We start from the raw sequence: 22,132 nt of genomic DNA, 5'->3' as shown, positions 1-22,132 counted from the left end.
GCCCGTCCCGGGTCAGGACTGGACCTGGGTCACCGGCATCGAGGAGTCGGTGGGCAGGTCGAGCAGCGAAGGGGTCCGGCCCCGCAGCACCATCTGGGCCCCGAGCGCCGCGACCATCGCGCCGTTGTCCGTGCACAGCCCCGGCCGGGGCACGCGCAGGCGGATCCCCGCGGCGTCGCACCGCTCCTGGGCCATCGACCGGAGCCGGGAGTTCGCGGCCACGCCGCCGCCGATGAGCAGGTCCTCGACCCCCTGCTCGCGGCAGGCCAGCACCGCCTTGCGCGTCAGCACGTCGACGACGGCCTCCTGGAAGCTCGCCGCCACGTCGGCCACCACGACCGACTCCCCCGACTGCTCGCGCAGCTGCACCCATCGTGAGACGGCGGTCTTGAGTCCTGAGAACGAGAAGTCGTACCGGTGTCGCGTCATGTCCTTGCCCGATGTCAGCCCCCGCGGGAAGTCGATGGCAATCGCGTTGCCCTCCCGTGCCGCCCGGTCGATGTGCGGCCCTCCGGGGAACGGCAGCCCCAGCACCCTCGCCACCTTGTCGAACGCCTCTCCCGCGGCGTCGTCGATCGTGGCACCGAGCGGCCGGACGTCGTGCGTCACGTCGCTCACCAGCAGCAGGCTCGAGTGGCCACCGGAGACGAGCAGCGCCATGGTCGGCTCGGGCAGTGGCCCGTGCTCGACGATGTCGACCGCCACGTGCGACGCGAGGTGGTTGACGCCGTAGATGGGGATGTCGAGCCCCACCGCGAGCGCCTTGGCCGCGGCCACCCCGACGAGCAGGGCCCCGGCCAGCCCCGGTCCGGACGTCACGGCGATCGCGTCGAGATCGGTCAGCGCCACCCCGGCGTCGCGGCAAGCGCGGGCGATCGTCGGCACCATGGCCTCGAGGTGGGCCCGGCTGGCCACCTCGGGCACGACACCACCGAACCGCGCGTGCTCGTCGACGCTGCTCGCGACCGCGTCGGCCAGCAGCGTCTCCCCCCGCACGATCCCCACCCCCGTCTCGTCGCACGAGGTCTCTACGCCCAGGACGAGTGGCTCGTCGCTCATCGCCCCCCTCCGATCCGTCGCCGCATGACGATCGCGTCGACGTCGCCCGGCTGGTAGTAGCGGCGCCGGACGCTGACCTGCTCGAACCCGTGACGCGCGTAGAGCCGGAGCGCCGGCCCGTTGTCGGCCCGCACCTCGAGCATCAGCGCCCCGGCTCCGCCCCGGCCGGCCCGGGCGACCAGCTCGGTCAGCAGCTCGTCGCCGACTCCGCGCCGGTGCTCCCCCGGCGCGACCGCGATGGTCATCACGTCCGCGACGTCCCCGCCGTGGTGCAGCCCGGCATACCCGCTGATGCGGTCGCCGTCGGCCGCGACGACGTAGTCGCGGCCCGGGCGCCCGGCCAGCTCGCCCCACCACGTCGGCTCGCTCCAGGCGTCGTCGCGGAACAGCTCGGCGTCGAGGGCGGCGAGCACCGGGATGTCGAGCCAGGCCATCTCGCGCAGGCTCATCCGATCGCCGACCTCGTCCGCACGGAGGGCACGGCGTCCGGGCGTCGCAGATAGAGCGGCTCCTGCTCGTCGACGGCCTCCCCGCGCGCGAGCCGTCCCACGACGAGGTCGGCCAGCCAGCCCGCGGACACGTCGAGCGGTATGCCGTGCGGCCCGAAGTCCCGCGGGTAGAGCACCGGCCCGCGCCCCACCGCCGGCAGGCCCACGACGTCGGACGGCAGGTCGCCGGGCAGGGCGACGGCCGGCTCGGTGACCCGGGTCGCTCCCCCGGCGGCCACGGCATACCGGGCCCAGTAGACCTCCTTGCGGCGCGCGTCGGTGGCGACGAGGAGTGCCCCGTCACTGACGACACCGGTGCCCCAGGCCGCGTGGGCGAGGGCGTCGAGGCTGCACACGCCGTGGAGAGTGGCGTCGACCGACAGGGCGAGGGTGCGGGCGGTGACGATGCCGACCCGCAGCCCGGTGAACGGGCCCGGGCCGAGCCCGACGGCGACGTGCGTGATGTCGCGCGGGGCCCCACCGGCCTGCTCGAGCACGCGGACGAGTCCCGGCGCGAGGTGCTCCGCGTGGCCGCGGGCATCGAGGGTCGTGGACTCGGCAAGCACCGAGGACCCGTCGTGCAGGGCCACGGTGATCGCCGTCGTGGAGGTGTCGAGGGCGAGCAGGAGCACGGTGCTCAGGCTATCCGGGGGACCCGGGGCGCAGGACGAGGGCGTCCAGGGCCGCGACGGCGGACGGGGTGGCCCACCGGGCCCCGACCGTCGTGATCGACGCCGTCCGCGACTCGTCGTCCCCGGCGTCAGCGGAGTCGAGCGGGTCGTGGGTGGAGTGGGCAGCGTGAACCTGCAGGACGACCTCGATCCGGTCGTCGGAGAGCGGCTCTGCGACGCCGTGCCCCCACTCGACGACGGTGACGCTCTGCTCGAGGGAGGCGTCGAGGTCGAGGTCGTCGAGCTCGAGCCGGCCCCCGAGGCGGTAGGCGTCGACGTGGACCAGCGCCGGACCGCCGACCTCCGTCGGGTGCACGCGGGCGATGACGAAGGTCGGGGAGGTGACCGGGCCCCGGACCCCGAGTCCCTCGCCGACGCCCCGGGTCAGGGTCGTCTTGCCCGCGCCGAGGTCGCCGGTCATGACCAGGAGGTCGCCTGCGCGCAGCAGCCGGCCGAGCCCCGCGCCCAGGGCCCGGGTGTCGTCTGCGGTGGCCAGGGTGATCGTGCGCACGACGCCGGGTGCTGCCTCAGGAGGCATGGTCCCGGGGGCTGCGCCGGCCCGGACCGTCGGACCTGCGACGCTCGAGACCGCGCTCCATCCGGCGCCGTTTCCCCAGGTCCGTGACGATCTGGCGCACCCGCGGCTTTCGCTCGACGTCGACGTCGCGGTCGATGGCCCGCACCGCCCGCTCGAAGAGAGCGGCCAGCTGCTCGTTGAGCAGGTCCGGGTGCTCGAGCATGATGACGTGTCCGGCATCGCGGATGATGACGTGCTCGGCTCCGGGGATCGCCCGCACGATCGCCTCGCTGTGCTGTGGGGGCGTCAGCACGTCGTGCTCGCCGTTGAAGACGAGGGTCTCCACCCCGTCGAAGTGCGCCAGCGCGGCGACCTGGTTGTAGTTCTCGAAGGCCGGGGTGAACGAGGACATCACGCCGAGGTCGGTGCCGAGCAGCATCTTGGCCGTGAGCGCGATGACGCTCCGCGGGACCGGCGACGAGAAGGAGTAGCGGTCGACGAGGAAGTCCTCGAGCTCCCTGTTGGCCTTGAGCAGCCCCCGGAGCAGCTCGGGTCGGGACTCGAACAGGCCGGCGACCCGGGGCCCGAGCCGCTCAAGCAGGATCCGTCCGGCACTCGCAGCGATGTCGCCGTTGGCCAGCGCGATCCCCCCGGGGGAGGTCGAGATGCAGCCGAAGGCGATGACCCGCTCCTTGACCAACTGGGGGCGGCTCGCGCCGAGGGCCATCGTCGTCATGCCGCCCATCGAGTGCCCGACCAGCGCCAATGGGCCCTCGGGAGCGGTCGCCTCGACGACCCGGAAGAGGTCCTCACCGAGCTGGGTGATCGTGTAGGACTCCCTGGCACCCTTCTCCGAGCGGCCGTGGCCCCGTTGGTCCCAGGCGACGACGCGGTAGCCGGCCCGGGTCAGGGCCTCCCGCTGGAAGACCCAGCACTCCGACGTCAGGCAGTAGCCGTGTGACAGCACGACAGTCGGCTTGGGCATCCCGTCCAGGTGGGTCTCGCTGCCCTCGTCCGGCTCGTCGATCTCGACGTGGAGCGGGACGCCGTCGTCCGCGACGACCACGATCTCCGTCGACGCCACCGCGACGAGGCGCTCCCCGGTCTCGAGGGCGTCGCCGCGTCGCCGGTTGACCCGGTCGGCCACGATCCCGGCGGCCGTGGCGGCGCCGGCCACGCCGAGGCCGACCCCGAGGCCGATGAGGCCCCTCCTGCCGGTCGAGAGATTCACCCGTGGTCCTCCTCGGTCGAGACCGTCCCCGCTGCGACGCGCGGGACGCGCGCCCCGACCCGGGTGACGATCTCATAGCTGATCGTGCCCGTCGCGTCGGCCCAGTCCTGGGCGCTCGGGCCGCTCGGGTCGGCCCCGAAGACGAGCACCTCGTCGCCGGGCCGGGCGGTGCTGTCCGGGCCAAGGTCGAGCACGAACTGGTCCATGCACACCCGCCCGGCGACGGTGTGCCGCCGACCGCAGACGGCCACCGGGCCCACGTTCGAGGCACCACGAGGTATGCCGTCGGCGTAGCCGAGCGGGACGAGGCCGAGCACCGTCTCGCCCGGGGTCGTGTAGGTGTGCCCGTAGGAGACCCCCTGCCCGCCGGGAACCCGCTTGACGTTCGCGAGCCGGGCCGTGAGCGTCATCGCCGGCGTCAGCCCGAAGGCGGCCGGACCCCCCACCCGGGGCACCGGCGACAGCCCGTAGAGCGCGATCCCGGGCCGGACGAGGTCGTAGTGCACCGCCGGGTTGGTCAGGGTGGCCGCAGAGTTGGCGAGGTGGCGCACCTCGAGGTGGCAGCCGGCCCGCTCGGCGGCCCGCACGGCCTCCTCGAAGACCTCCTGCTGGTGGCGCACCGTGGGGTGCTCCGGCTCGTCGGCGTAGGCGAAGTGCGACCACACCCCGACGACGGACAGCGCGCCGGCGGCCTCGAGCCGACGCGCCGCCGTGACGAGGTCGAGGAAGTCGTCGCCGAAGGCACCGTTGCGCCCCAGTCCCGTGTCGACCTTCAGGTGCACCCGGGCGGTCCGTCCGGTGGCGGCGGCCGCGGCCGCGATCTCCTCCAGGGCCCAGGGCGCGGACGCCGAGAGGTCGATGTCACCCTCCAGGGCCGCGGCGAAGTCGGTCCCCGGGACGTGCAACCAGCTGAAGAGCCGTCCGCTGATGCCGGCCTCACGCAGGGCGACCGCCTCGGCCAGTTGCGCGACCCCCAGCCAGTCGGCTCCCCCGACCTGGGCGGCCCGGGCGCTGGTGAGCAGCCCGTGGCCGTAGCCGCCCGCCTTGACGACGGCCATCAGGGCGGCACCCGGGGCGTGCTCGCGCAGCGCCCTGACGTTGGCGCTGATGGCGGCGGTGTCGATCAGGGCGGTTGCCGGGACGCCGACGGTCGCGCTCGTGGGGTGGTGGTCGGTCATCGCAGGCACCAGTGTGTCAGGTGGGCCGGGGACGTCGGAGCGGATCCACCCGGACCGGGCCAGTGCCTCAGCCGCGTGCTCAGCCGCGGGTGAGGAGGGCCGCGACGGTCGACGGTATGCCGTGGGCCAGGTCACGGACCCGGATCGGCCCCCCGGGGTTGCACCGGGCGGCTGCGACGCCGTGGACAAGGGCCCCGAGCGACCCCGCGTCGAGCGGGCTCAGGCCAGCCGCGAGCAAGGTGGCGAGGAGGCCACCGAGGACATCTCCGGCGCCGGCCGTCGCCAGCCACGCGGGCGCGTCGGCCTGGGAGCGGACCGGGTCGGCGGGCTCCGGTGACACGACCAGGGTGTGGGCGCCCTTGAGGAGCACGGTCGCTCCGGTGCGGGCCGCCGCGGCACGCGCGTGCCCCAGAGGGTCCCGGGTGACGTCCGCCCTGCTGACCGCACCACGCCCGCTGCCTCCCCCGGGCCCCGCCCCGAGCCGGGTCAGCAGCCGGGCCAACTCACCGGCGTGCGGCGTGAGCAGGGTCGGGGCTTCGCGCCGGTCGATCAGGTCGAGGGCCCCGGCGTCGACGACGACGGGCAGGTCGCTGTCGAGGGCCTCCTGCGCGCGACGACGCTGCAGGGCGCCGGCCTCCGTCTCGTCCTGCGGGTCCATCCCGGAGCCGACGACCCAGGCCTGGACCCGCCCGGCAGCCGTGACGACCTCCGGGGCGGCCTGGTGCACGAGGTGGCCCACCTCGGGCGGCCCGAGGTAGCGCACCATGCCGGGGCCGCCGCCGAGGGCCCCGAGCACGCTGAGGACGGCCGCACCGGGATAGGTCGGGGAGCCGGCGACGATGCCGACCACGCCCCGGGAGTACTTGTCGGAGCTCGCCGTCGGCACCGGCCAGAGCGCGGCCACGTCGTCGTGGGTGAGCCTCTCGACGACGGGCCGCAGCCCGTCGAGCTCGATCCCGATGTCGACCGTGGTGAGCCGGCCGACGGCCGGCTCGGTCAGCGGAAGGAGGTGGACGGGCTTGGCGACCGAGAAGGTCACCGTCTCGTCCGCGAAGACCATGTCGTCGGCGGCGACCTCGCCGGCCGGGTCGGCTCCGCTCGGGAGGTCGACGGCGATGACCCAGGCGTCGCCGGGGACCGCGTCGACCCAGGCGCGCGCCTCGGCGGAGAGCCCCGGCCGGCCGCCGATGCCCGTGATGCCGTCCAGCACGACGTCGGCCTCCTCGACCAGGGCCCGCCATTGCGGGTCTACCCCGCTCAGCACGGTCGCGCCGGCGGCCCGGGCCGCCTCGACTGCGTGCTCGACCGCGCCGTCCTCGGTGGTGACCGCCGCGGCGTTGTGGCCCTCCTGCGCGAGCAGGCCCACGGCATACAGGGCGTCGGCGCCGTTGTTGCCGCGGCCGACGAGGGCGACGACGCGGCGGCCGCGGCGGCCGGCGAGACGGGCGGCGGCGACCTGCGCGAGGCCACCCGACGCCCGGGCCATCAGCTCGCCCTCGGCCAGGCGGGCCATCGTCGCGGCCTCCGCGGTGCGCACGTCGGCGATGGCATAGGCCTCGATCATGGGTCAGCCTTCGGCGATGACGACGGCCGAGGCGATCCCGGCGTCGTGGGAGAGGGACAGGTGGAGGGAGTCGACGCCGAGCGCGTCCGCGCGGGCCGCGACCGTGCCGGTGACGCGCAGGTGGGGCCGGCCGTCGACGTCCTTGACGACGGTGGCATCGGTCCACGACATCCCGGCCGGGGCGCCGAGGGACTTGGCCAGGGCCTCCTTCGCCGCGAAACGGGCTGCGAGAGAGGCGAGTCCGAGGTGTCGTTCCTCCTCGGTGAAGAGCCGCCGGCGCAGCGCCGGGGTCCGCTCGAGCGTCTTGCCGAAGCGCTCGATGTCGACCACGTCGATGCCCACCCCGACGATCACCCCTGCCCACCTCCCACGGCGCTCACTCGACCGTGACCGACTTGGCGAGGTTGCGGGGCTGGTCGACGTCGTGGCCCTTGGCCGTCGCCAGCTCGCAGGCAAAGATCTGCAGGGGGACGACGGTCAGCAGCGGGGCGAGCAGCGGGGCCGACGCCGGCACCCGGATGACCTCGTCGGCGAAGGGCACGACGTCCTCGTCGCCCTCCTCGGCGATGACGAGGGTGCGGGCGCCGCGGGCCCGGATCTCCTGGATGTTGGAGACGACCTTGCCGTGCAGGCCGTGCTCGCTGGACGGTGACGGGACGATGATGAAGACCGGCTGCCCGGCCTCGATGAGGGCGATCGGGCCGTGCTTCAGCTCGCCGGCGGCGAACCCTTCGGCGTGGATGTAGGCGAGCTCCTTGAGCTTCAGCGCCCCCTCCATCGCGACGGGGTAGCCGACGTGGCGACCGAGGAAGAGCACCGAGCGGGTGTCGGCCATGAAGCGGGCGACCTCACGGACGCGGTCCATCGAGTCGAGCACCGTCTGGATCTTGTCGGGGATGCCCTGCAGCTCCTTCATCACCGCGTGCGCCTCGTCGGCGAAGGTCCCGCCGCGCAACTGGGCGAGGTAGAGGCCCAGGATGTAGGTCGCGGTGATCTGCGCCAGGAACGCCTTGGTCGAGGCGACGGCGATCTCCGGCCCGGCGTGGGTGTAGAGGACGGCGTCCGACTCGCGCGGGATGGTCGACCCGTGGGTGTTGCAGATCGAGATCGTGAGGGCGCCGAGGTGGCGGGCGTGCTTGACCGCCATGAGCGTGTCCATCGTCTCGCCGGACTGCGAGATCGACACGACGAGGGTGCGCTCGTTGATGACCGGGTCGCGGTAGCGGAACTCGTGGGCCAGCTCGACCTCGCAGGGGATCCGGGTCCAGTGCTCGATCGCGTACTTGGCGACCATGCCGGCGTAGGCCGCGGTGCCGCAGGCGATGACGACGATCTTGTCGATGGCGCGCAGGGCGTCCTCGGAGATCCGCAGCTCGTCGAGGACGAGCCGGCCGCTCTCGTCGGTGCGTCCGAGGAGGGTGTCGGCGACGGCGTGGGGCTGCTCGTGGATCTCCTTGGTCATGAAGTTGGGATAGCCCCCCTTCTCGGCCGCCGCCGCGTCCCAGTCGACGTGGTATGCCGTGCCCTGCGCGGGCCTGCCGTCGAAACCGACCACCGAGACCGACCCGGGGGTGATAGTGACGATCTGGTCCTGGCCGAGCTCCAACGCCTCCCGGGTGTGCCCGATGAAGGCCGAGACGTCCGAGCCGAGGAAGTTCTCGCCGTCGCCGAGGCCGACGACGAGGGGGCTGTTGCGACGGGCGCCGACGACGACGCCGGGCGCATCGGCGTGCACGGCGAGCAGCGTGAACGCGCCCTCGAGGTCGGCCACGACGACCCGCATCGCGTCCGTGAGGTCACCGGTCTGCTCGAACGCGCGGGCCACGAGGTGGGCCGCCACCTCGGTGTCGGTCTCGGAGGTGAAGGTCACGCCGTCGTCGACGAGGCGGGACTTGAGCGAGTGGAAGTTCTCGATGATCCCGTTGTGGATCAGCGCCAGTTTGCCGTCGGTGCCGCCCCGGTGCGGGTGGGCGTTGTTGTCGGTGGGTCCGCCGTGCGTGGCCCAGCGGGTGTGACCGATCGCGGTGCTCGACGGGGGCACCGGGTGCACCACGAGCGCCTCGCGCAGGTTGACCAGCTTGCCGGCCCGCTTCTCGGTCACGACGTGGTCACCGTCGATCAGCGCCACCCCGGCTGAGTCGTACCCCCGGTACTCGAGTCGGGCCAGGCCCTCCATGACGACGTCGAGAGCCGTGCCGTCGACATTCGGACCCACGTAGCCCACGATCCCACACATGCAGGCCACCCTAACGGGGCCCGATGAGACAGAATGTGCGCGTGTCACAGCAGACCGCCACCGATCGCCGCGCGCTCCCGTCGCCGTACGTCGAGCTCGACCGCGCGGCGTGGTCCCGGCTGCGCGAGAACCATCCGCTGGGCCTGACCGCCAAGGACGTGAGCCGGCTCCAGGGCCTGGGAGACCGCCTCGACCTCCAGGAGGTGGAGGAGGTCTACCTCCCGCTGTCGCGACTGCTCAACTACTACGTCGGCGCGACCGGTCAGCTGCACCGCATCACCAGCAACTTCCTGGGGGAGCGGCCGCCCCGGACGCCTTTCATCATCGGGGTGGCCGGGTCGGTCGCGGTCGGCAAGTCGACGACGGCCCGCATCCTGCGTGAGCTGCTGGCCCGCTGGCCGGGGACCCCCGAGGTCGAGCTCGTGACGACGGACGGCTTCCTCCTCCCGAACGCCGAGCTCGAGCGCCGGGGCCTGCTCGCGCGCAAGGGCTTCCCGGAGTCCTACGACCGCCGGGCGCTGCTGCGCTTCGTCGCCGAGGTGAAGGCCGGCAGGGACGAGGTCACGGCGCCGGTCTACTCCCACCTGACCTACGACATCGTCCCCACCGAGCGGGTCACGGTGCGCCGCCCCGACGTGCTCATCGTCGAAGGGCTCAACGTCCTGCAGGCGCCCCCCATCCGGGCCGACGGCGGGACCGGGATGGCGGTCAGCGACTTCTTCGACTTCTCCGTCTACGTCGACGCCCGGGTCGAGGACATCGAGGCCTGGTACATCGAGCGCTTCCTGCGGCTGCGGCAGACGGCGTTCGCCAACCCGGACTCCTACTTCCACCGGTATGCCGCGCTGTCCGACGAGCAGGCGCGGGCCAAGGCCGCCGGGATCTGGCAGGAGATCAACGGCCCCAACCTGACCGACAACATCCTGCCCACCCGCTCGCGTGCCTCGCTCGTGCTGACCAAGGGGCCCAACCACAGCGTCCGCCGGGTGCGCCTGCGCAAGCTCTGACCGGGTTGGAGGCTCTCACCCCTTGGGTGGAGGTATATCCGAGCGCTAGAGAGCTCGGATATACCTCCACCGAGGGAAAGGGGCTGGGGGGCTGGTCTGGGGCGGGTCCGGTCAGTACCAGTGCGGGGAGCGGGAGTTCCAGCTGCCGAGCGCGGCGCACGGGCTGCCGTAGGTGGCCTTGACGTACTGCATCCCCCAGGTGATCTGGGTGACCGGGTTGGTGCGGTAGTCGGCAGCGACGGTGCCCATCTTGGCGGCGGGCAGTGCCTGTGGGATGCCGTAGGCGTCGGAGGAGGCGTTGGCGGCCTGGTAGTTCCAGCCGCTCTCGCCGGTCCACAGCTGCTCGAGGCAGCGCCACTGCGAGTCGTTCCACCCGAAGTCACCGAGCATCGAGCGGGCCACGGAGCGGGGGTCCTGCTGGGCGCTGGCCACGACGGCCTGACGCTGGGCGTCCCGGGCCGCACGGTCGGCGGTGGCCTGGCGCTCGGCAGTCAGCTGGGCCAGCTCCGCGGCCTGCGCAGCCGCGCCCTGGGCGGTGGCGGCGGCCTGGGCGACGGCGGCGGCCTGCCCGGCGACGCCAGGGGCGTCGCGCTTGCGGTCCATCTGGTCCAGCTGATCGGCGCGACTCTCGCTCGCCTGGCTGGTGGCGGCGGCGGGCACGGTGAGCGTCGCGGCGGGCCCGCTCGTGACGTCGCCGGCCTTGGCGTAGGTGGCAGCCGAGGCGCAGACGAGGACGAGCGCCGCGCCGCCGGACAGCAGCGGGCGGCGGAGAACCCTTGCCGAGACGTGTCGCACGCCTGCGGCGGTGGGGACGTCAGGTGTCGACCGGGCCGGCCGGTGTCGGCCGGCGTACGGGGTTCCCATTCGATGGAGCTCCTCTTCACATGGAGCAGTGGTCGTCCCCCGGGGGACGACCACTGCCAGGCACCGGCCCGCTACACGTCGCGAGCCGTCACCGGTGACGGGGGCACCGGTGGCTGCGTTACCAAAACGAGATGTTTCGCATCGAACTGTGCCACGCCCCCGGCACCCCGGCCAAATCCTGGGTATGCCGGTGAGGCTTCTGTGACGCCCGGGTCACCAGGGGCGCGCTACCGGCACTGAGCATGGTCAGCCCGAACGTGTCCGGGACCAACGACGGGATGCTGGCGGTGCGGCCCGCACAGGACGTCACCGATCCACGGCTGCTTCCCGTCGTTCGTCCCGCCGGTCCGCAGGGCTCCGTCCTCAGAGCACGATGCCCTCCAGGAGGTCGGTGACGAGGGCGGCGATGGGGCTGCGCTCGCTGCGGGTCAGGGTGACGTGGGCAAAGAGCGGGTGGCCCTTCATCGCCTCGATGACCGCGGCGACCCCGTCGTGGCGGCCCACCCGCAGGTTGTCGCGCTGGGCGACGTCGTGGGTCATCACGACCTTGGAGTTCTGACCGATCCGCGACAGCACGGTGAGTAGGACGTTGCGCTCGAGCGACTGGGCCTCGTCGACGATGACGAAAGCGTCGTGCAGCGAACGTCCCCGGATGTGGGTCAGGGGCAGGACCTCGAGCATCCCCCGGTCGATGATCTCCTCGACGACCTCCGTCGAGACGAGCGCGCCCAGGGTGTCGAAGACGGCCTGGCCCCACGGGCCCATCTTCTCCGCCTCCGTGCCCGGGAGGTAGCCGAGCTCCTGGCCGCCCACGGCATACAGGGGCCGGAAGACGACGACCTTGCGGTGCTGTCGGCGCTCCATGACCGCCTCGAGCCCCGCACACAGCGCGAGGGCCGACTTGCCGGTGCCGGCCCGCCCGCCGAGGCTGACGATGCCGACGTCGGGGTCCAGCAGCAGGTCGAGGGCGATGCGCTGCTCGGCGCTGCGCCCGTGGAGGCCGAAGGCGTCGCGGTCACCGCGCACGAGTCGCACCTGCTTGTCGGCCCCGACGCGCCCCAGACCGCTTCCCCGCGGCGAGAGCAGCACGAGGCCGGTGTGGCAGGGCAGCTCGGCAGCCGCAGCGTGCTCGACGCGACCGTTCTCGTAGAGCGAGTCCATCTCCTCGACGGTGACGTCGAGCTCGCTCATGCCGGTCCAGCCCGAGTCGACGGCGAGCTCGGCGCGATACTCCTCGGCCGCAAGACCGACGGCCGAGGCCTTCACCCGCATCGGGAGGTCCTTGCTCACCACCGTGACGTCGAAGCCCTCGTCGGCGAGGTTCTTGGCCACCGAGAGGATCCGCGTGTCGTTGTCCCCCAACCGGAACCCCGCCGGCAGCGCCGTGGCGTCGGTGTGGTTGAGCTCCACCCGCAAGGTGCCGCCTTCGTCACCGACGAGCACGGGCCTGTCGAGGCGGCCCTCACTGATCCGGAGGTCGTCGAGCAGGCGCAATGCCTGGCGGGCGAAGTAGCCGAGCTCCGGGTGGTGGCGCTTGGCCTCGAGCTCGGTCACGACCACGATCGGCAGGACGACCTCGTGCTCCTTGAACCGGAGCATCGCCCGCGGGTCGGAGAGGAGCACCGACGTGTCGAGGACGAACGTCTTGTTGGTCGGGCCCTGCGCATCCGGCCCGCTGCCGGCGAGCGGATCCGCGGCCGGGCTGCTGCCCGGATCGCTCGTGCGCGCGCGGGGCGGCGCGGTTGAGGCGGTGGACGTGGAACGACGGTTCGTAGCCAATTCCGACTCCTAGGCGGCACACGGCAAGGCGTGCCTACTCGCGAACGAGGTGCCGGGACCGGGCCGCCACAGCGCAGGCGGACCGGGACCGGCCCTCCGCTCGGAGCTGGTGTCGCTCCATCTGATCAGCCCTCCCGAACGCCGGACGGGGTGCCCTGCGTCACTGTCGACGGTACGTCGATCCGCGCGGGTCTGCGTGCACAACGGCGGAGTGTCGCGCAGTGGCGCGCAGAGTTCATCCGCCTGCAACGTCGCGGTCTCAGCGCCCGAACCGGCGCTCACGCTCCGCGTAGGACCGCAGGGCGCGCAGGAAGTCCACATGGCGGAAGTCGGGCCAGTAGGCTTCACAGAAGTAGAACTCCGACTTCGCGCTCTGCCACAACAGGAAACCGCCGAGGCGCTGCTCGCCCGACGTGCGGATGACGAGGTCGGGGTCGGGCTGACCCTTGGTGTAGAGGTGCGCCTCGATCTCCTCGATGTTCACCGACTCGGCGATGAGGTCGATCGGGGTCCCGAGCGCCGCGTGCTCCAGGAGCAGGGCGCGCACGGCGTCCGCGATCTCCTGCCGGCCGCCGTAGCCGACGGCGACGTTGACGTGCAGTCCGCCGATCTCGCGGGTGGCCTCTGCCGAGGCCTTGAGGCTCAGGGCGGTCTCGACGGGCAGCAGGTCCAGCGCGCCGATTGGGTGGAGCCGCCAGCGTCCCTCCGCCGCGAGGTCGGAGACGGCGGTCTCGATGATCCTCAGCAGCGGGACGATCTCGTCGTCGCTGCGGCTGAGGTTGTCGGTGGACAGGAGCCAGAGGGTCACGACCTCGACGCCGGCGTCCTCACACCACTGGAGCAGGTCCTTGATCTTGTCGGCACCGGCCTGGTGACCGTCGCTGGTCTCGAAGCCGTTGGCCCGGGCCCAGCGCCGGTTACCGTCCAGCATGACGCCGACGTGCCGTGGGGCCGCGTCAGCACCCAGACGGCGCGCGAGCCGTCGTTCGTACACGCCGTAGAGCAGGTCGTTGAGACCCACGTGCCCTCCCTCTGCCGCCGCGCCGGTGCGATGCCGCCTCACCACGCTACCCTTCCGGCCCCACCTCGTGCCCGGCCTCACAACCTACGCTTCCGTAACCTACGGTTCAGTAAGTTAGTGTGGAGTGCATGAGCAGCCAACCCGTCACGCCCGACCAGGGTCCCGTCGAGGAGCTCGTCGCCGCGGTCAAGCCACGCCTGCGGGGGTGGCTCCACGCCGGCACGTTCCCCCTCGCCCTGGTCGCCGGCCTCGTGCTCACGCTGCTAGCGCCCGAGGGCAAGGCCCGGGTCGGCGCCCTCGTCTTCACGGTCACGGCCGCGCTGCTGTTCGGGACGTCGGCGCTCTACCACCGCGGTACGTGGTCGGCGCGCGCCAACGGCGTGCTCAAGCGGCTCGACCACTCCAACATCTTCCTCATCATCGCCGGCTCCTACACGCCCTTCGCGCTGACGCTGCTCCCGGGCGACCAGGCGCGCACGCTGCTGCTCATCGTGTGGCTCGGGGCGCTCGGGGGCGTCCTCTTCCGGGTGTTCTGGGTCGGGGCGCCGCGTTGGCTCTACACGCCTATCTACGTCGCCCTCGGGTGGGTCGCGGTCTTCTACTTCGGCCCGCTGCTGCACAACGGCGGACCCGCGATCGTCACGCTCATGACCGTCGGGGGGCTGCTCTACACGCTCGGCGCGCTCGTCTACGCCACGAAGCGGCCAAACCCCTCACCGCGCTGGTTCGGCTTCCACGAGATCTTCCACGCCTTCACGGTGGCGGCCTTCGTCACCCACTACGTCGCGGCCTCGCTCGCCGTCTACGGCGTCGGCGTCACCGCCTGACGCGGGGGGACGGTCAGCCCGCCTGAGGCGTTGTCTGCCACAGCCCGGTGAGGTTGCCCTCGGTGTCGGTGAAGTATGCCGTGAAGCCCATCCCGCCGACGGGCTGGCGGGGCACGACGGTCTTCCCGCCGAGGCTCTCGATCTTCTCCAGCGCCGCGTCGATGTCGTCGACGTCGATCGTGACCACCGGCGCCTGCTGCACGGCGCTGCGCTGGAGCATCCCGCCGCCGATGTAGCCGGCCTCCGACGGTCCACCCTCCTCGCTCGACGGACCGGTCGAGACCATCGTGTAGTCCATCTCCGGCATGGTCATGACGCTCCAGCCGAAGGCCTCGCGGTAGAACGCCCGCGCTCGCTCCCCGTCGTCGAAGGGGATCTCGAAGTGCACCAGACGACCGCTCATGACCGCCACCTCCACGTGGGTCCGCAAGGCCGGGTGGGACGACCCGACAACCCGTCACCCTACGTCCGCGCGGGCCCGAGGGCCAGAGCCCGACGGTGCCCCTGGCAGCCTCACCCCCGACGCCCCACCCCCGGACGCCTGACCCCAGGTCCCTCGTCCACGTGGCGGCGGGCTTCGGTCGCGGCCCATTGGTGGTCGCTGTCGACTCGCCGGCGGCCGCGTTCGTGGGAACGGTGCAGGTCAGGCCGCGGGCCCGGATCTGCCCGGTGGCCCGGACCCGCCCGGGTCCTGCGGTGCGTCGTCTGCGGCGCCGGTCGCGCCCGATGCCGCGCGTTCCTGCGCCTCGAGCGCCTCGATGCGCTCCCGCTCCCGGTAGGCCATCCGGCGCATCCGGCCGTTCATGTTGCGCATCAGGAACCACAAGATGATCGCCAGGGCGAAGAAGGCGATGAACGCGCCCAGCCCTGGCCCGATGTCGGTGGACGGGGTGCCGCCCATCAGGCGTCCTCGTCGTGCTGGCCGGGCTGCTGGCCGGCCCGCTCGTCGGCCGCTGCCACGACGGGCTCCGGGGTCGTCCGACCGTCATGGGCCAGCGTCAGACCGGCCTTGGACGCCAGGGCGTCCGCCTCGTGGAGCGACCCCACGCCGGCGAAGAGGTCGTCCTCCGGTCCGTCGAACGGCAGGTAGGACAGCGCCAGCTCGTAGTCCTCGGTCGACCAGATCTCGCGCTGCAGGTCGAGGGGGACCCGGAAGAACGTGCCGTCGGGGTCGACCTGCGTCGCATGGGCCATCAGCGCCCGGTCGCGGACGGGGAACCAGGCCCCGCACTCGACCCGTGTCGTGATCGTCCGCTCGGGACGCTTCTCCCAGGCCTTGATCCAGTCGACGTAGGGCGACTCCATCTGCCGGGCGACGAGCGCCTCGTGGAAGGCCATGATCCGCCCGCGGGTGAAGCCATGGTTGTAGTAGATCTTCAAGGGCTGCCACGGCTCACCCGCGTCGGGGTATGCCGTGGGGTCGCCGGCGGCCGCGAAGGCCGACATCGAGACGGTGTGGCAGGTGATGTGGTCGGGGTGGGGGTAGCCGCCCATCTCGTCGTAGGTCGTCATGACGTGGGGGCGCTGCTCCCTGATGACCCGGACCAGCGCCTCGGTGGTCACCTCGATCGGCTCGAGGGCGAAGCACCCCTCGGGCAGCGGCGGGAGCGGGTCGCCCTCGGGCAGGCCGGAGTCGACGAACCCGAGCCAGGTGTGGCCGCACCCGAGGATCTCCTGGGCAGCCCGCATCTCGTCCCGGCGCACCTGGACGAGGTCGCGCAGGATGTGCACGTCCTGCTTGAGCTGCGGGTTGAGGATGTCGCCACGCTCCCCGCCCGTGCAGGAGACGACGTGGACCTCGGCGCCGGCGGCGACGTACTTCGCGGTCGTCGCCGCACCCTTGCTCGACTCGTCGTCGGGGTGCGCATGCACGGCCATCAGCCGCAGCCCTCGGGGATCCACCGGCGTACCTGCTTCCGTCGTCCGTTCCTGCTCGATCTACGGTTGACCATCATGTCACCGAGGGTGACGCCTCCTCGCACCGGAAGGCACGACCACATGGCGATTGTCCGGGCGCTCCCCCGGCCGGCTCCCGGCACCGGGCGCTGGTGGCTCTTCGGGACCGTCGCCATCGTCCTGGCCGTGGCCGCCATCAGCTGGGTCTCCCTGCACGACTCGGGCAACCGAATCACGGCGACGACGGTGGCCTATGACGTCGTCGACGACTCCAGCGTGTTGATCCGCTTCGACGTCACCCGGCCGCCGCAGCTGAGCCTGAGCTGCACCCTGCGGGCCCTCGACGGGCACTTCGGCGTCGTCGGCAGCGCCGTCGTCGCGATCCCGCCCGGCGCGGAGGGCACGACGCACCACGTCGCGACCATCAGGACGGCCGCCCGCGCCGTCACGGGCGTCGTCCAGGACTGCGTCCGCACCTGAACGGCATCGGCGGCGGCGAGGACGGGGGCAGCGGCGGGGGCGGCGGTGGGTGCACGGCATACGGGAAGTTGTTACGCTGGATGCTTCACCACCTGGGTCTGGACCGTCGCGGGTCCGGACCCTGTTGCTTGGGCGCCGCCAGTGACGAGCCCGGGCGCCACCACGACGCACCACCCCTCAGCCCGTCATGCGGTGCGACGGCGACGGGGGCAATCCAAGGAGTACCACGTGACCGAGACCGTGCCCACGAGCTTCCTCACGCAGGAGGCGTTCGACCGTCTCAAGGCTGAGCTGGAGACCCTGTCCGGCGAGGGCCGCAGCGAGATCGCCAAGCGCATCGAGGCGGCTCGTGAGGAGGGCGACCTCAAGGAGAACGGCGGCTACCATGCGGCCAAGGAGGAGCAGGGCAAGATGGAGGCCCGGATCCGCCAGCTGACGCAGCTGCTCGACCACTCCAAGGTCGGGGAGACCCCGGCCGACGACGGCATCGTCGAGCCGGGCATGCTCGTCACGGTCGAGATGTTCGACGAGGAGGAGACCTTCCTGCTCGGCCACCGCGAGATCAAGGGCGACAGCGGCCTCGAGGTCTTCTCCGAGCAGTCACCCCTCGGCAAGTCGATCAACGGCAAGAAGGTCGGCCAGAGCGCGAAGTACCAGACGCCCTCAGGCACCACGATCACGGTGAAGATCCTCAAGGCGCAGCCCTACAAGGCCTGAGCACGAGGCGCAGGATCAGACGCTCGGGATCAGTGGAAGATCAGCCGGTAGCCGATCGTCCGCAGCGAGCGCAGCACCTCCTCGCGGTGGTCGGGTCCCTTGGTCTCGCACTCGACGTGGATCTCGACCTCGTGGACGAGCAGGCTCGACTCGCTGCGCGAGTGCTGGACCTCGACGATGTTGGCGTCGACCGTGACGAGGTCGGCGAGCAGCCGGGCCAGGGAGCCCGGACGGTCGGGCACCCGGACCGAGAACTGGAGGTAGCGCCCGGCCGCCGCCAGGCCGTGCCGGATGATCCGCAGCATCAGCAGCGGGTCGATGTTGCCTCCTGACAGGACGGCGACGACGGGACCCTCGAGCTGGCGCGACGACGGGTCGAGGAGCCGGGCGACCGCAGCGGCTCCGGCCGGCTCGACAACGAGCTTGGCGCGCTCGAGGAGGAACAGCAGCGCCCGTGAGAGGGCAGCCTCGCTCACGGTCTCGATGCCGTCCACGAGCTGCTCGATCATGGCGTAGGGCACCTCGCCGGGACACCCGACGGCGATGCCGTCGGCCATCGTCGCCATGCTCTCGAGGGGGACGGGCCGGCCGGCCTTGAGTGACATCGGGTATGCCGCGGCCTGCTCGGCCTGCACGCCGATGACGCGCACGTGGGGGTGGGTCGCCTTGACGGCGGCGGCGATCCCGGCGAGCAGGCCTCCCCCGCCGGTGCACACGACGATGGTCCGCACGTCCGGACACTGGTCGAGGATCTCGAGGCCGCAGGTGCCCTGTCCCGCCACGATGTCCGGGTGGTCGAAGGGATGGATGAGGACCGCGCCCGTCTCGGCCTCCCACGCACGGGCGGCCACCAGGCACTCGTCGATCGTGGTGCCGATGAGCTCCACCTCGGCGCCGTAGGCCCGGGTCGCCACGAGCTTGGGCATCGGGGCCCCGAGCGGCATGTAGACCTTGGAGTGGATCCCGAGCAGCTGGGCCGCGAGGGCCACGCCCTGGGCGTGGTTGCCGGCACTGGCCGCCACGACGCCGCGCGCCTTCTCCTGCTCGCTCAGCCTGGCCATCCGCGTGTAGGCACCGCGGATCTTGAACGACCCGGCCCGCTGGAGGTTCTCGCACTTGAGGAACACCTCGCTGCCGACCCGCTCGGACAGGGCCCGGCTGTATTCCATCGGCGTCGGTCGCACGACCCCGTCAAGCAGCGCCTGCGCGGCGTGGATGTCGTCGGCGGTGACGGGCAGGGGGGTCATGCGCGAAGGCTATCGACCTGCGTCGGGCCCGGCGTGCGGGACGACGACCGGCTCGCCGACGTCTCGGTGCAGGCGCCGGGCCACGCCCAGGGCGAGGGCTCCGAGGACGTAGCCGAGAGCCGCTCCGAGGGAGTTGGCCATGACGTCGACGGGCGAGCAGACCCGGGTGGTGAGGACGGCCTGATAGCTCTCGATCCCGATGCTCAGCGCCGCGGCCCCGAGCACCCGTCCCCACGCCGACCGCCGCATGACGAGGACGATGCCGACGCCGAGGGGGACGAAGAGCGCGACGTTGGGCAGCGTCTCCGCGGTCAGCTGGCTCGCGCCGACGTTGCTGAGGCCGGGAGGGAGCCAGCGGTGCGGATCAGCCACGCACGCCCGCAGCCGGGCTGCCGGGTCGCCCGCGAGGGAGGGCCGGCCAGACTGCGACGGCACCGTCGCGAGCCCGATGAGCAGCAGGGAGGCGCCGACCCACAACGCGCTGCGCCAGGGCCGGTGACGCAGCCGGAGGACGAGCGCCACGAGGAGCGACACGACGACGACCACGCTCGGCACGAAGGGCTCGTCGAGGCTGATGAACCGCCAGAGGTAGACCGGGGACCCGTCGTCGATGGCGACCACCGCGAGCGCGACGGCCACGGGCAGCAGCAGGACGAGGGACCACGGCCACGTGCGGGGCGAGCGACCGCGCAGCAGCCACGCGAACCACACCGCGAGGGTGAGCAGCACGACGAGAGCCCCGATGTCGTTGAATGTCAGGCCCATCCCCCCACCTCACTCCTGCACGATCCGGCGCGCCAACGCCGTCGCGGTCCCATCATCGCGGTCCGCGAGCAGGCCGACGGCGGCGAGCAGGTATGCCGTGTCGACGCCGGTCCGTGCCCCGCTCGGCAGCTTCCAGCCCCCGCAGTGGTCCGTCGTCACGGCCTCGAGGACGGGGCGGACCTCGCCCGCCGGGTGGTGCCGCAGGACCCCCCCGGAGCCGAGGACCAGCCCGACCTTGCCGAGCGCACAGGGCCGCTCTCCAGGGCCGGCTGGTCGCGCGTGGCGGCGCACCGCCACGAGGGCGGCCAGCCGCGCCAGCTCGAGGTCCATACCGCGTTCGTCGGGGTCGGCGGGAAGGTGGGCCGGGCGCGCGACGAGCGACGCGGCATACGCCCGGAGGCCCTCGCTCGTCGGGAGGCCCTCCCTCGTGGCCGCCTCGACGACGCCCTCGGCGTTCCAGCGCATGCCCAGGTCGGCCTCGACGGTGCGGGCGTGCCAGAGCGGGGCGACGACGTCCTTGCGCAGGGTCGCGTCCTCGCCCTCGGGGGTCACGCAGGAGTAGACGTCAGTCGTCGCGCCGCCGATGTCGACGACGAGGGTGTCGGTGCCGTGCACGTCGGCGAGGACCTCGACGCCGCGCAGGACGGCGTCCGGCGTCGGGGCGCGGACCAGCTGCGCGAAGCGCGGGTCACGGGAGAGTCCCTTGCCGCCGATGACGTGCTCGAGGAACGCGGTCCGGATCGCCGAGCGGGCGCTCTGCGGGGCGATGACCCCGATCTGGGGGACGACGTTGTCGGCGACGACGAGCCGCCGGCCGGTCGCCGCGAGGGTGGCCACCACGTCGTCGCGCGCATCGACGTTGCCCGCGACGACCACCGGCACGGGCAGGCGCGCCCTCGCCAGCCGAATGGCGTTGTGCAGCAGGACGTCCGCGTTGCCGCCATCGGTCCCCCCGACGAGCAGGATGATGTCGGGGCGGGCCGCGCGGAGCCCGGCGACCGCGGCCCCGTCGAGCGGGCCGGCGCAGAGGTGGACGACCTTGGCGCCGGCACTGAGACCGACCCGCTGACCGGCCTCGGCCGTGACCGTTCGTTCGTAGCCGACCACCGCGAGGCGCAGTCCCCCGCCGGCGCTCGAGCAGGCGACGGCGGGGGTCCCCTCCGGGACACCGAGGCGAGCGAGCAGAGTCCGGTGGCCGTCGAGCAGGTCGGTGCCGATCGTGGTCGGGGTGGAGGCCGAGCCGATGACCTCGCCCGAGCCGGACTCGACCAGGGCCGCCTTGGTGAACGTCGACCCGAAGTCGACGCAGAGGACCTGCCCCACCGCTCAGCCGTGCGCGGAGAGGGCCGCGTCGAGGTCGCCCACGAGGTCGCCCACGTCCTCGATGCCGACCGAGAGGCGCACGAGGTTGCGCGGCACCTCCAGCTCGGTGCCGGCGACCGAGGCGTGGGTCATCCGGGCGGGGTGCTCGATCAGCGACTCGACCCCGCCGAGCGACTCGCCGAGGGTCCAGATCTTCGTGGCGGCACAGACGTTGACCGCCGACTGCTCGCCGTTCTTCAGCAGGATCGAGACCATGCCGCCGAAGCGCTTCATCTGCCTGGCCGCCACGTCGTGTCCGGGGTGGGTGTCGAGGCCGGGGTAGAAGACCGCCTCCACGGCGGGGTGGCCCATCAGGTGCTCGACGACGACCTCGGCGTTGTCGCAGTGCCGCTCGACCCGGACCGCGAGGGTCTTGAGCCCCCGCAGCACCAGCCATGCGTCGAACGGGCCGGCGATTCCCCCGATCGAGTTCTGGTGGAACGCGATTCGCTCGGACGCGTCCTCGAGACCCTTGACGGTGATGTCCTGCGCGGTGACGACGGCGCCGCCGACGACGTCGCTGTGCCCACCGGCATACTTCGTGGTCGAGTGGGTGACGATGTCGGCTCCGAGCGCCAGGGGGTTCTGGAGATAGCTCGTCGCGAAGGTGTTGTCGACCACGAGCAGCGCGCCGGCGGCGTGGGCGACCTCGGCGAGCGCGCGGATGTCGGCGATGTTGAGCAGCGGGTTGGTGGGGGTCTCGACCCAGACGAGCTTGGTGGTCCCGGGGCGGATCGCGGCGCGGACGGCGTCGACGTCGGACAGGGACGCGATGGTGTGCTCGATGCCCTGCGGCCCGGCCACCTTGTTGAAGTAGCGGTAGGTGCCGCCGTAGGCGTCCGACGGCACGACCGCGTGGTCACCGGGGGTGAGCAGCGAGCGCACGACCGTGTCCTGGCCGGCGAGTCCGGAGGCGAACGCGAAGCCGCGGCCGCCGCCCTCGAGGGCCGCGAGGCACTCCTCGAGGGCGGTGCGGGTCGGGTTGGCCGAACGGGAGTACTCGTAGCCCCCGCGGAAGCCGCCGATGCCGTCCTGCTTGTAGGTCGAGACCTGATAGATCGGCGTGACGACGGCGCCGGTGCCGGCGTCCGCCTCCTGACCGGCATGGATGGCGCGGGTGGCGAAACCGTGATCGGCGGGCGGGGAGGTCATGGGGGCAGGCTATCGCCGCTCACTACGAGCCCGACCCGCTACCTCCTGCGCGGCAACTGCCTCCGCCCGGC

General features: G+C 72.5%; 23 protein-coding genes. 4 read left to right on the top strand and 19 right to left on the bottom strand.

The genetic code is table 11. The features are described 5' to 3' along the window. Positions 1–12 precede the first annotated feature (12 nt). The 9 genes from tsaD to glmS all read right to left on the bottom strand — a co-directional run bounded on the left by tsaD (position 13) and on the right by glmS (position 8,944). Complete coding sequence (tsaD, locus tag ACLL9L_RS02360; RefSeq protein WP_411283039.1) at positions 13–1,059, bottom strand: tRNA (adenosine(37)-N6)-threonylcarbamoyltransferase complex transferase subunit TsaD; 1,047 nt, start codon at positions 1,057–1,059, stop codon at positions 13–15. Next, on the bottom strand, positions 1,056–1,508 hold the full coding sequence (gene rimI / locus ACLL9L_RS02355) for a ribosomal protein S18-alanine N-acetyltransferase (RefSeq protein WP_411283038.1): 453 nt from the start codon (positions 1,506–1,508) through the stop codon (positions 1,056–1,058). Before rimI ends, tsaD begins: the two co-directional genes overlap by 4 nt. Beyond that, positions 1,505–2,179, bottom strand: a complete 675-nt coding sequence (gene tsaB, locus ACLL9L_RS02350; protein WP_411283037.1) for a tRNA (adenosine(37)-N6)-threonylcarbamoyltransferase complex dimerization subunit type 1 TsaB — start codon at positions 2,177–2,179, stop codon at positions 1,505–1,507. The genes rimI and tsaB overlap by 4 nt, the downstream gene beginning before the upstream one ends. 10 nt (positions 2,180–2,189) lie before the next feature. Next, positions 2,190–2,756 (bottom strand): tRNA (adenosine(37)-N6)-threonylcarbamoyltransferase complex ATPase subunit type 1 TsaE, encoded by a 567-nt coding sequence (gene tsaE / locus ACLL9L_RS02345; protein ID WP_411283036.1) that lies wholly within the window; start codon positions 2,754–2,756, stop codon positions 2,190–2,192. Continuing rightward, entirely contained in the window at positions 2,746–3,966 is a 1,221-nt protein-coding gene (locus tag ACLL9L_RS02340) for an alpha/beta fold hydrolase (protein ID WP_411283035.1), read from the bottom strand. Before ACLL9L_RS02340 ends, tsaE begins: the two co-directional genes overlap by 11 nt. Then, positions 3,963–5,144, bottom strand: coding sequence for an alanine racemase (gene alr, locus ACLL9L_RS02335; RefSeq protein ID WP_411283034.1), 1,182 nt, complete (start codon positions 5,142–5,144; stop codon positions 3,963–3,965). The genes ACLL9L_RS02340 and alr overlap by 4 nt, the downstream gene beginning before the upstream one ends. 79 nt (positions 5,145–5,223) lie before the next feature. After that, positions 5,224–6,708 (bottom strand): bifunctional ADP-dependent NAD(P)H-hydrate dehydratase/NAD(P)H-hydrate epimerase, encoded by a 1,485-nt coding sequence (locus tag ACLL9L_RS02330; RefSeq protein WP_411283033.1) that lies wholly within the window; start codon positions 6,706–6,708, stop codon positions 5,224–5,226. A 3-nt stretch (positions 6,709–6,711) separates the two neighbouring features. After that, complete coding sequence (locus ACLL9L_RS02325) at positions 6,712–7,062, bottom strand: holo-ACP synthase (RefSeq protein ID WP_411283032.1); 351 nt, start codon at positions 7,060–7,062, stop codon at positions 6,712–6,714. Positions 7,063–7,084: 22 nt separating this feature from the next. After that, the gene (gene glmS, locus ACLL9L_RS02320) at positions 7,085–8,944 is read right to left on the bottom strand and encodes a glutamine--fructose-6-phosphate transaminase (isomerizing) (protein ID WP_411283031.1); all 1,860 of its coding nucleotides are present in this window, start codon (positions 8,942–8,944) and stop codon (positions 7,085–7,087) included. 41 nt (positions 8,945–8,985) lie between these two features. Between glmS and coaA the strand changes: the two genes are divergently transcribed. Beyond that, positions 8,986–9,951, top strand: coding sequence for a type I pantothenate kinase (coaA, locus tag ACLL9L_RS02315; protein WP_411283030.1), 966 nt, complete (start codon positions 8,986–8,988; stop codon positions 9,949–9,951). 111 nt (positions 9,952–10,062) lie between these two features. Here coaA and ACLL9L_RS02310 read toward each other — a convergent pair whose 3' ends face one another. From ACLL9L_RS02310 to ACLL9L_RS02300, 3 genes are all read right to left on the bottom strand, one after another. Continuing rightward, positions 10,063–10,815 (bottom strand): hypothetical protein, encoded by a 753-nt coding sequence (locus ACLL9L_RS02310; protein WP_411283029.1) that lies wholly within the window; start codon positions 10,813–10,815, stop codon positions 10,063–10,065. A 363-nt stretch (positions 10,816–11,178) separates the two neighbouring features. Next, complete coding sequence (locus ACLL9L_RS02305) at positions 11,179–12,414, bottom strand: PhoH family protein (protein WP_411283065.1); 1,236 nt, start codon at positions 12,412–12,414, stop codon at positions 11,179–11,181. 439 nt (positions 12,415–12,853) lie between these two features. Further along, positions 12,854–13,615, bottom strand: a complete 762-nt coding sequence (locus tag ACLL9L_RS02300) for an isoprenyl transferase (RefSeq protein WP_411283028.1) — start codon at positions 13,613–13,615, stop codon at positions 12,854–12,856. 128 nt (positions 13,616–13,743) lie between these two features. Between ACLL9L_RS02300 and trhA the strand changes: the two genes are divergently transcribed. Then, the gene (gene trhA, locus ACLL9L_RS02295; RefSeq protein ID WP_411283027.1) at positions 13,744–14,442 is read left to right on the top strand and encodes a PAQR family membrane homeostasis protein TrhA; all 699 of its coding nucleotides are present in this window, start codon (positions 13,744–13,746) and stop codon (positions 14,440–14,442) included. Positions 14,443–14,455: 13 nt separating this feature from the next. On the opposite strand, the gene ACLL9L_RS02290 is transcribed toward trhA, so the two are convergent. From ACLL9L_RS02290 to mca, 3 genes are all read right to left on the bottom strand, one after another. Beyond that, positions 14,456–14,845 carry a VOC family protein gene (locus ACLL9L_RS02290; RefSeq protein ID WP_411283026.1) on the bottom strand — a complete coding sequence of 130 codons (390 nt, stop codon included), beginning with the start codon at positions 14,843–14,845 and terminating at the stop codon, positions 14,456–14,458. Positions 14,846–15,085: 240 nt separating this feature from the next. Beyond that, a complete protein-coding gene (locus ACLL9L_RS02285) occupies positions 15,086–15,343 on the bottom strand; it encodes a hypothetical protein (protein ID WP_411283025.1) in 258 nt (85 codons plus the stop codon). Next, complete coding sequence (gene mca / locus ACLL9L_RS02280) at positions 15,343–16,320, bottom strand: mycothiol conjugate amidase Mca (protein ID WP_411283064.1); 978 nt, start codon at positions 16,318–16,320, stop codon at positions 15,343–15,345. Before mca ends, ACLL9L_RS02285 begins: the two co-directional genes overlap by 1 nt. Before the next feature lie 120 nt (positions 16,321–16,440). Here mca and ACLL9L_RS02275 point away from each other — a divergent pair, with 120 nt between their 5' ends. Then, positions 16,441–16,818 carry a DUF4307 domain-containing protein gene (locus ACLL9L_RS02275; protein WP_411283024.1) on the top strand — a complete coding sequence of 126 codons (378 nt, stop codon included), beginning with the start codon at positions 16,441–16,443 and terminating at the stop codon, positions 16,816–16,818. Between the two features lie 228 nt (positions 16,819–17,046). Beyond that, a complete protein-coding gene (greA, locus tag ACLL9L_RS02270) occupies positions 17,047–17,535 on the top strand; it encodes a transcription elongation factor GreA (RefSeq protein ID WP_411283023.1) in 489 nt (162 codons plus the stop codon). 29 nt (positions 17,536–17,564) lie between these two features. Here the strand turns inward: greA and ilvA are convergent, their stop codons facing one another. Genes ilvA through ACLL9L_RS02250 form a run of 4 tightly spaced genes read right to left on the bottom strand, consistent with a single transcriptional unit; the run spans position 17,565 to position 22,061 of the window. After that, positions 17,565–18,782, bottom strand: a complete 1,218-nt coding sequence (gene ilvA, locus ACLL9L_RS02265) for a threonine ammonia-lyase (protein ID WP_411283022.1) — start codon at positions 18,780–18,782, stop codon at positions 17,565–17,567. A gap of 9 nt (positions 18,783–18,791) precedes the next feature. Continuing rightward, positions 18,792–19,547: a VanZ family protein gene (locus ACLL9L_RS02260; protein ID WP_411283021.1), complete on the bottom strand. Its 756-nt coding sequence runs from the start codon at positions 19,545–19,547 to the stop codon at positions 18,792–18,794. A gap of 9 nt (positions 19,548–19,556) precedes the next feature. Then, positions 19,557–20,870 (bottom strand): glutamate mutase L, encoded by a 1,314-nt coding sequence (locus ACLL9L_RS02255; protein WP_411283020.1) that lies wholly within the window; start codon positions 20,868–20,870, stop codon positions 19,557–19,559. A gap of 3 nt (positions 20,871–20,873) precedes the next feature. Beyond that, positions 20,874–22,061, bottom strand: a complete 1,188-nt coding sequence (locus ACLL9L_RS02250; RefSeq protein ID WP_411283019.1) for a cystathionine gamma-synthase — start codon at positions 22,059–22,061, stop codon at positions 20,874–20,876. Between the last annotated feature and the right edge of the window lie 71 nt (positions 22,062–22,132).

This window comes from Lapillicoccus sp., assembly GCF_046595215.1.
Lineage (GTDB): Bacteria > Actinomycetota > Actinomycetes > Actinomycetales > Dermatophilaceae > Lapillicoccus.
The sequence above is the reverse complement of the archived record's forward strand: the minus strand, read 5'-3'. Positions and strand labels throughout refer to the sequence as shown.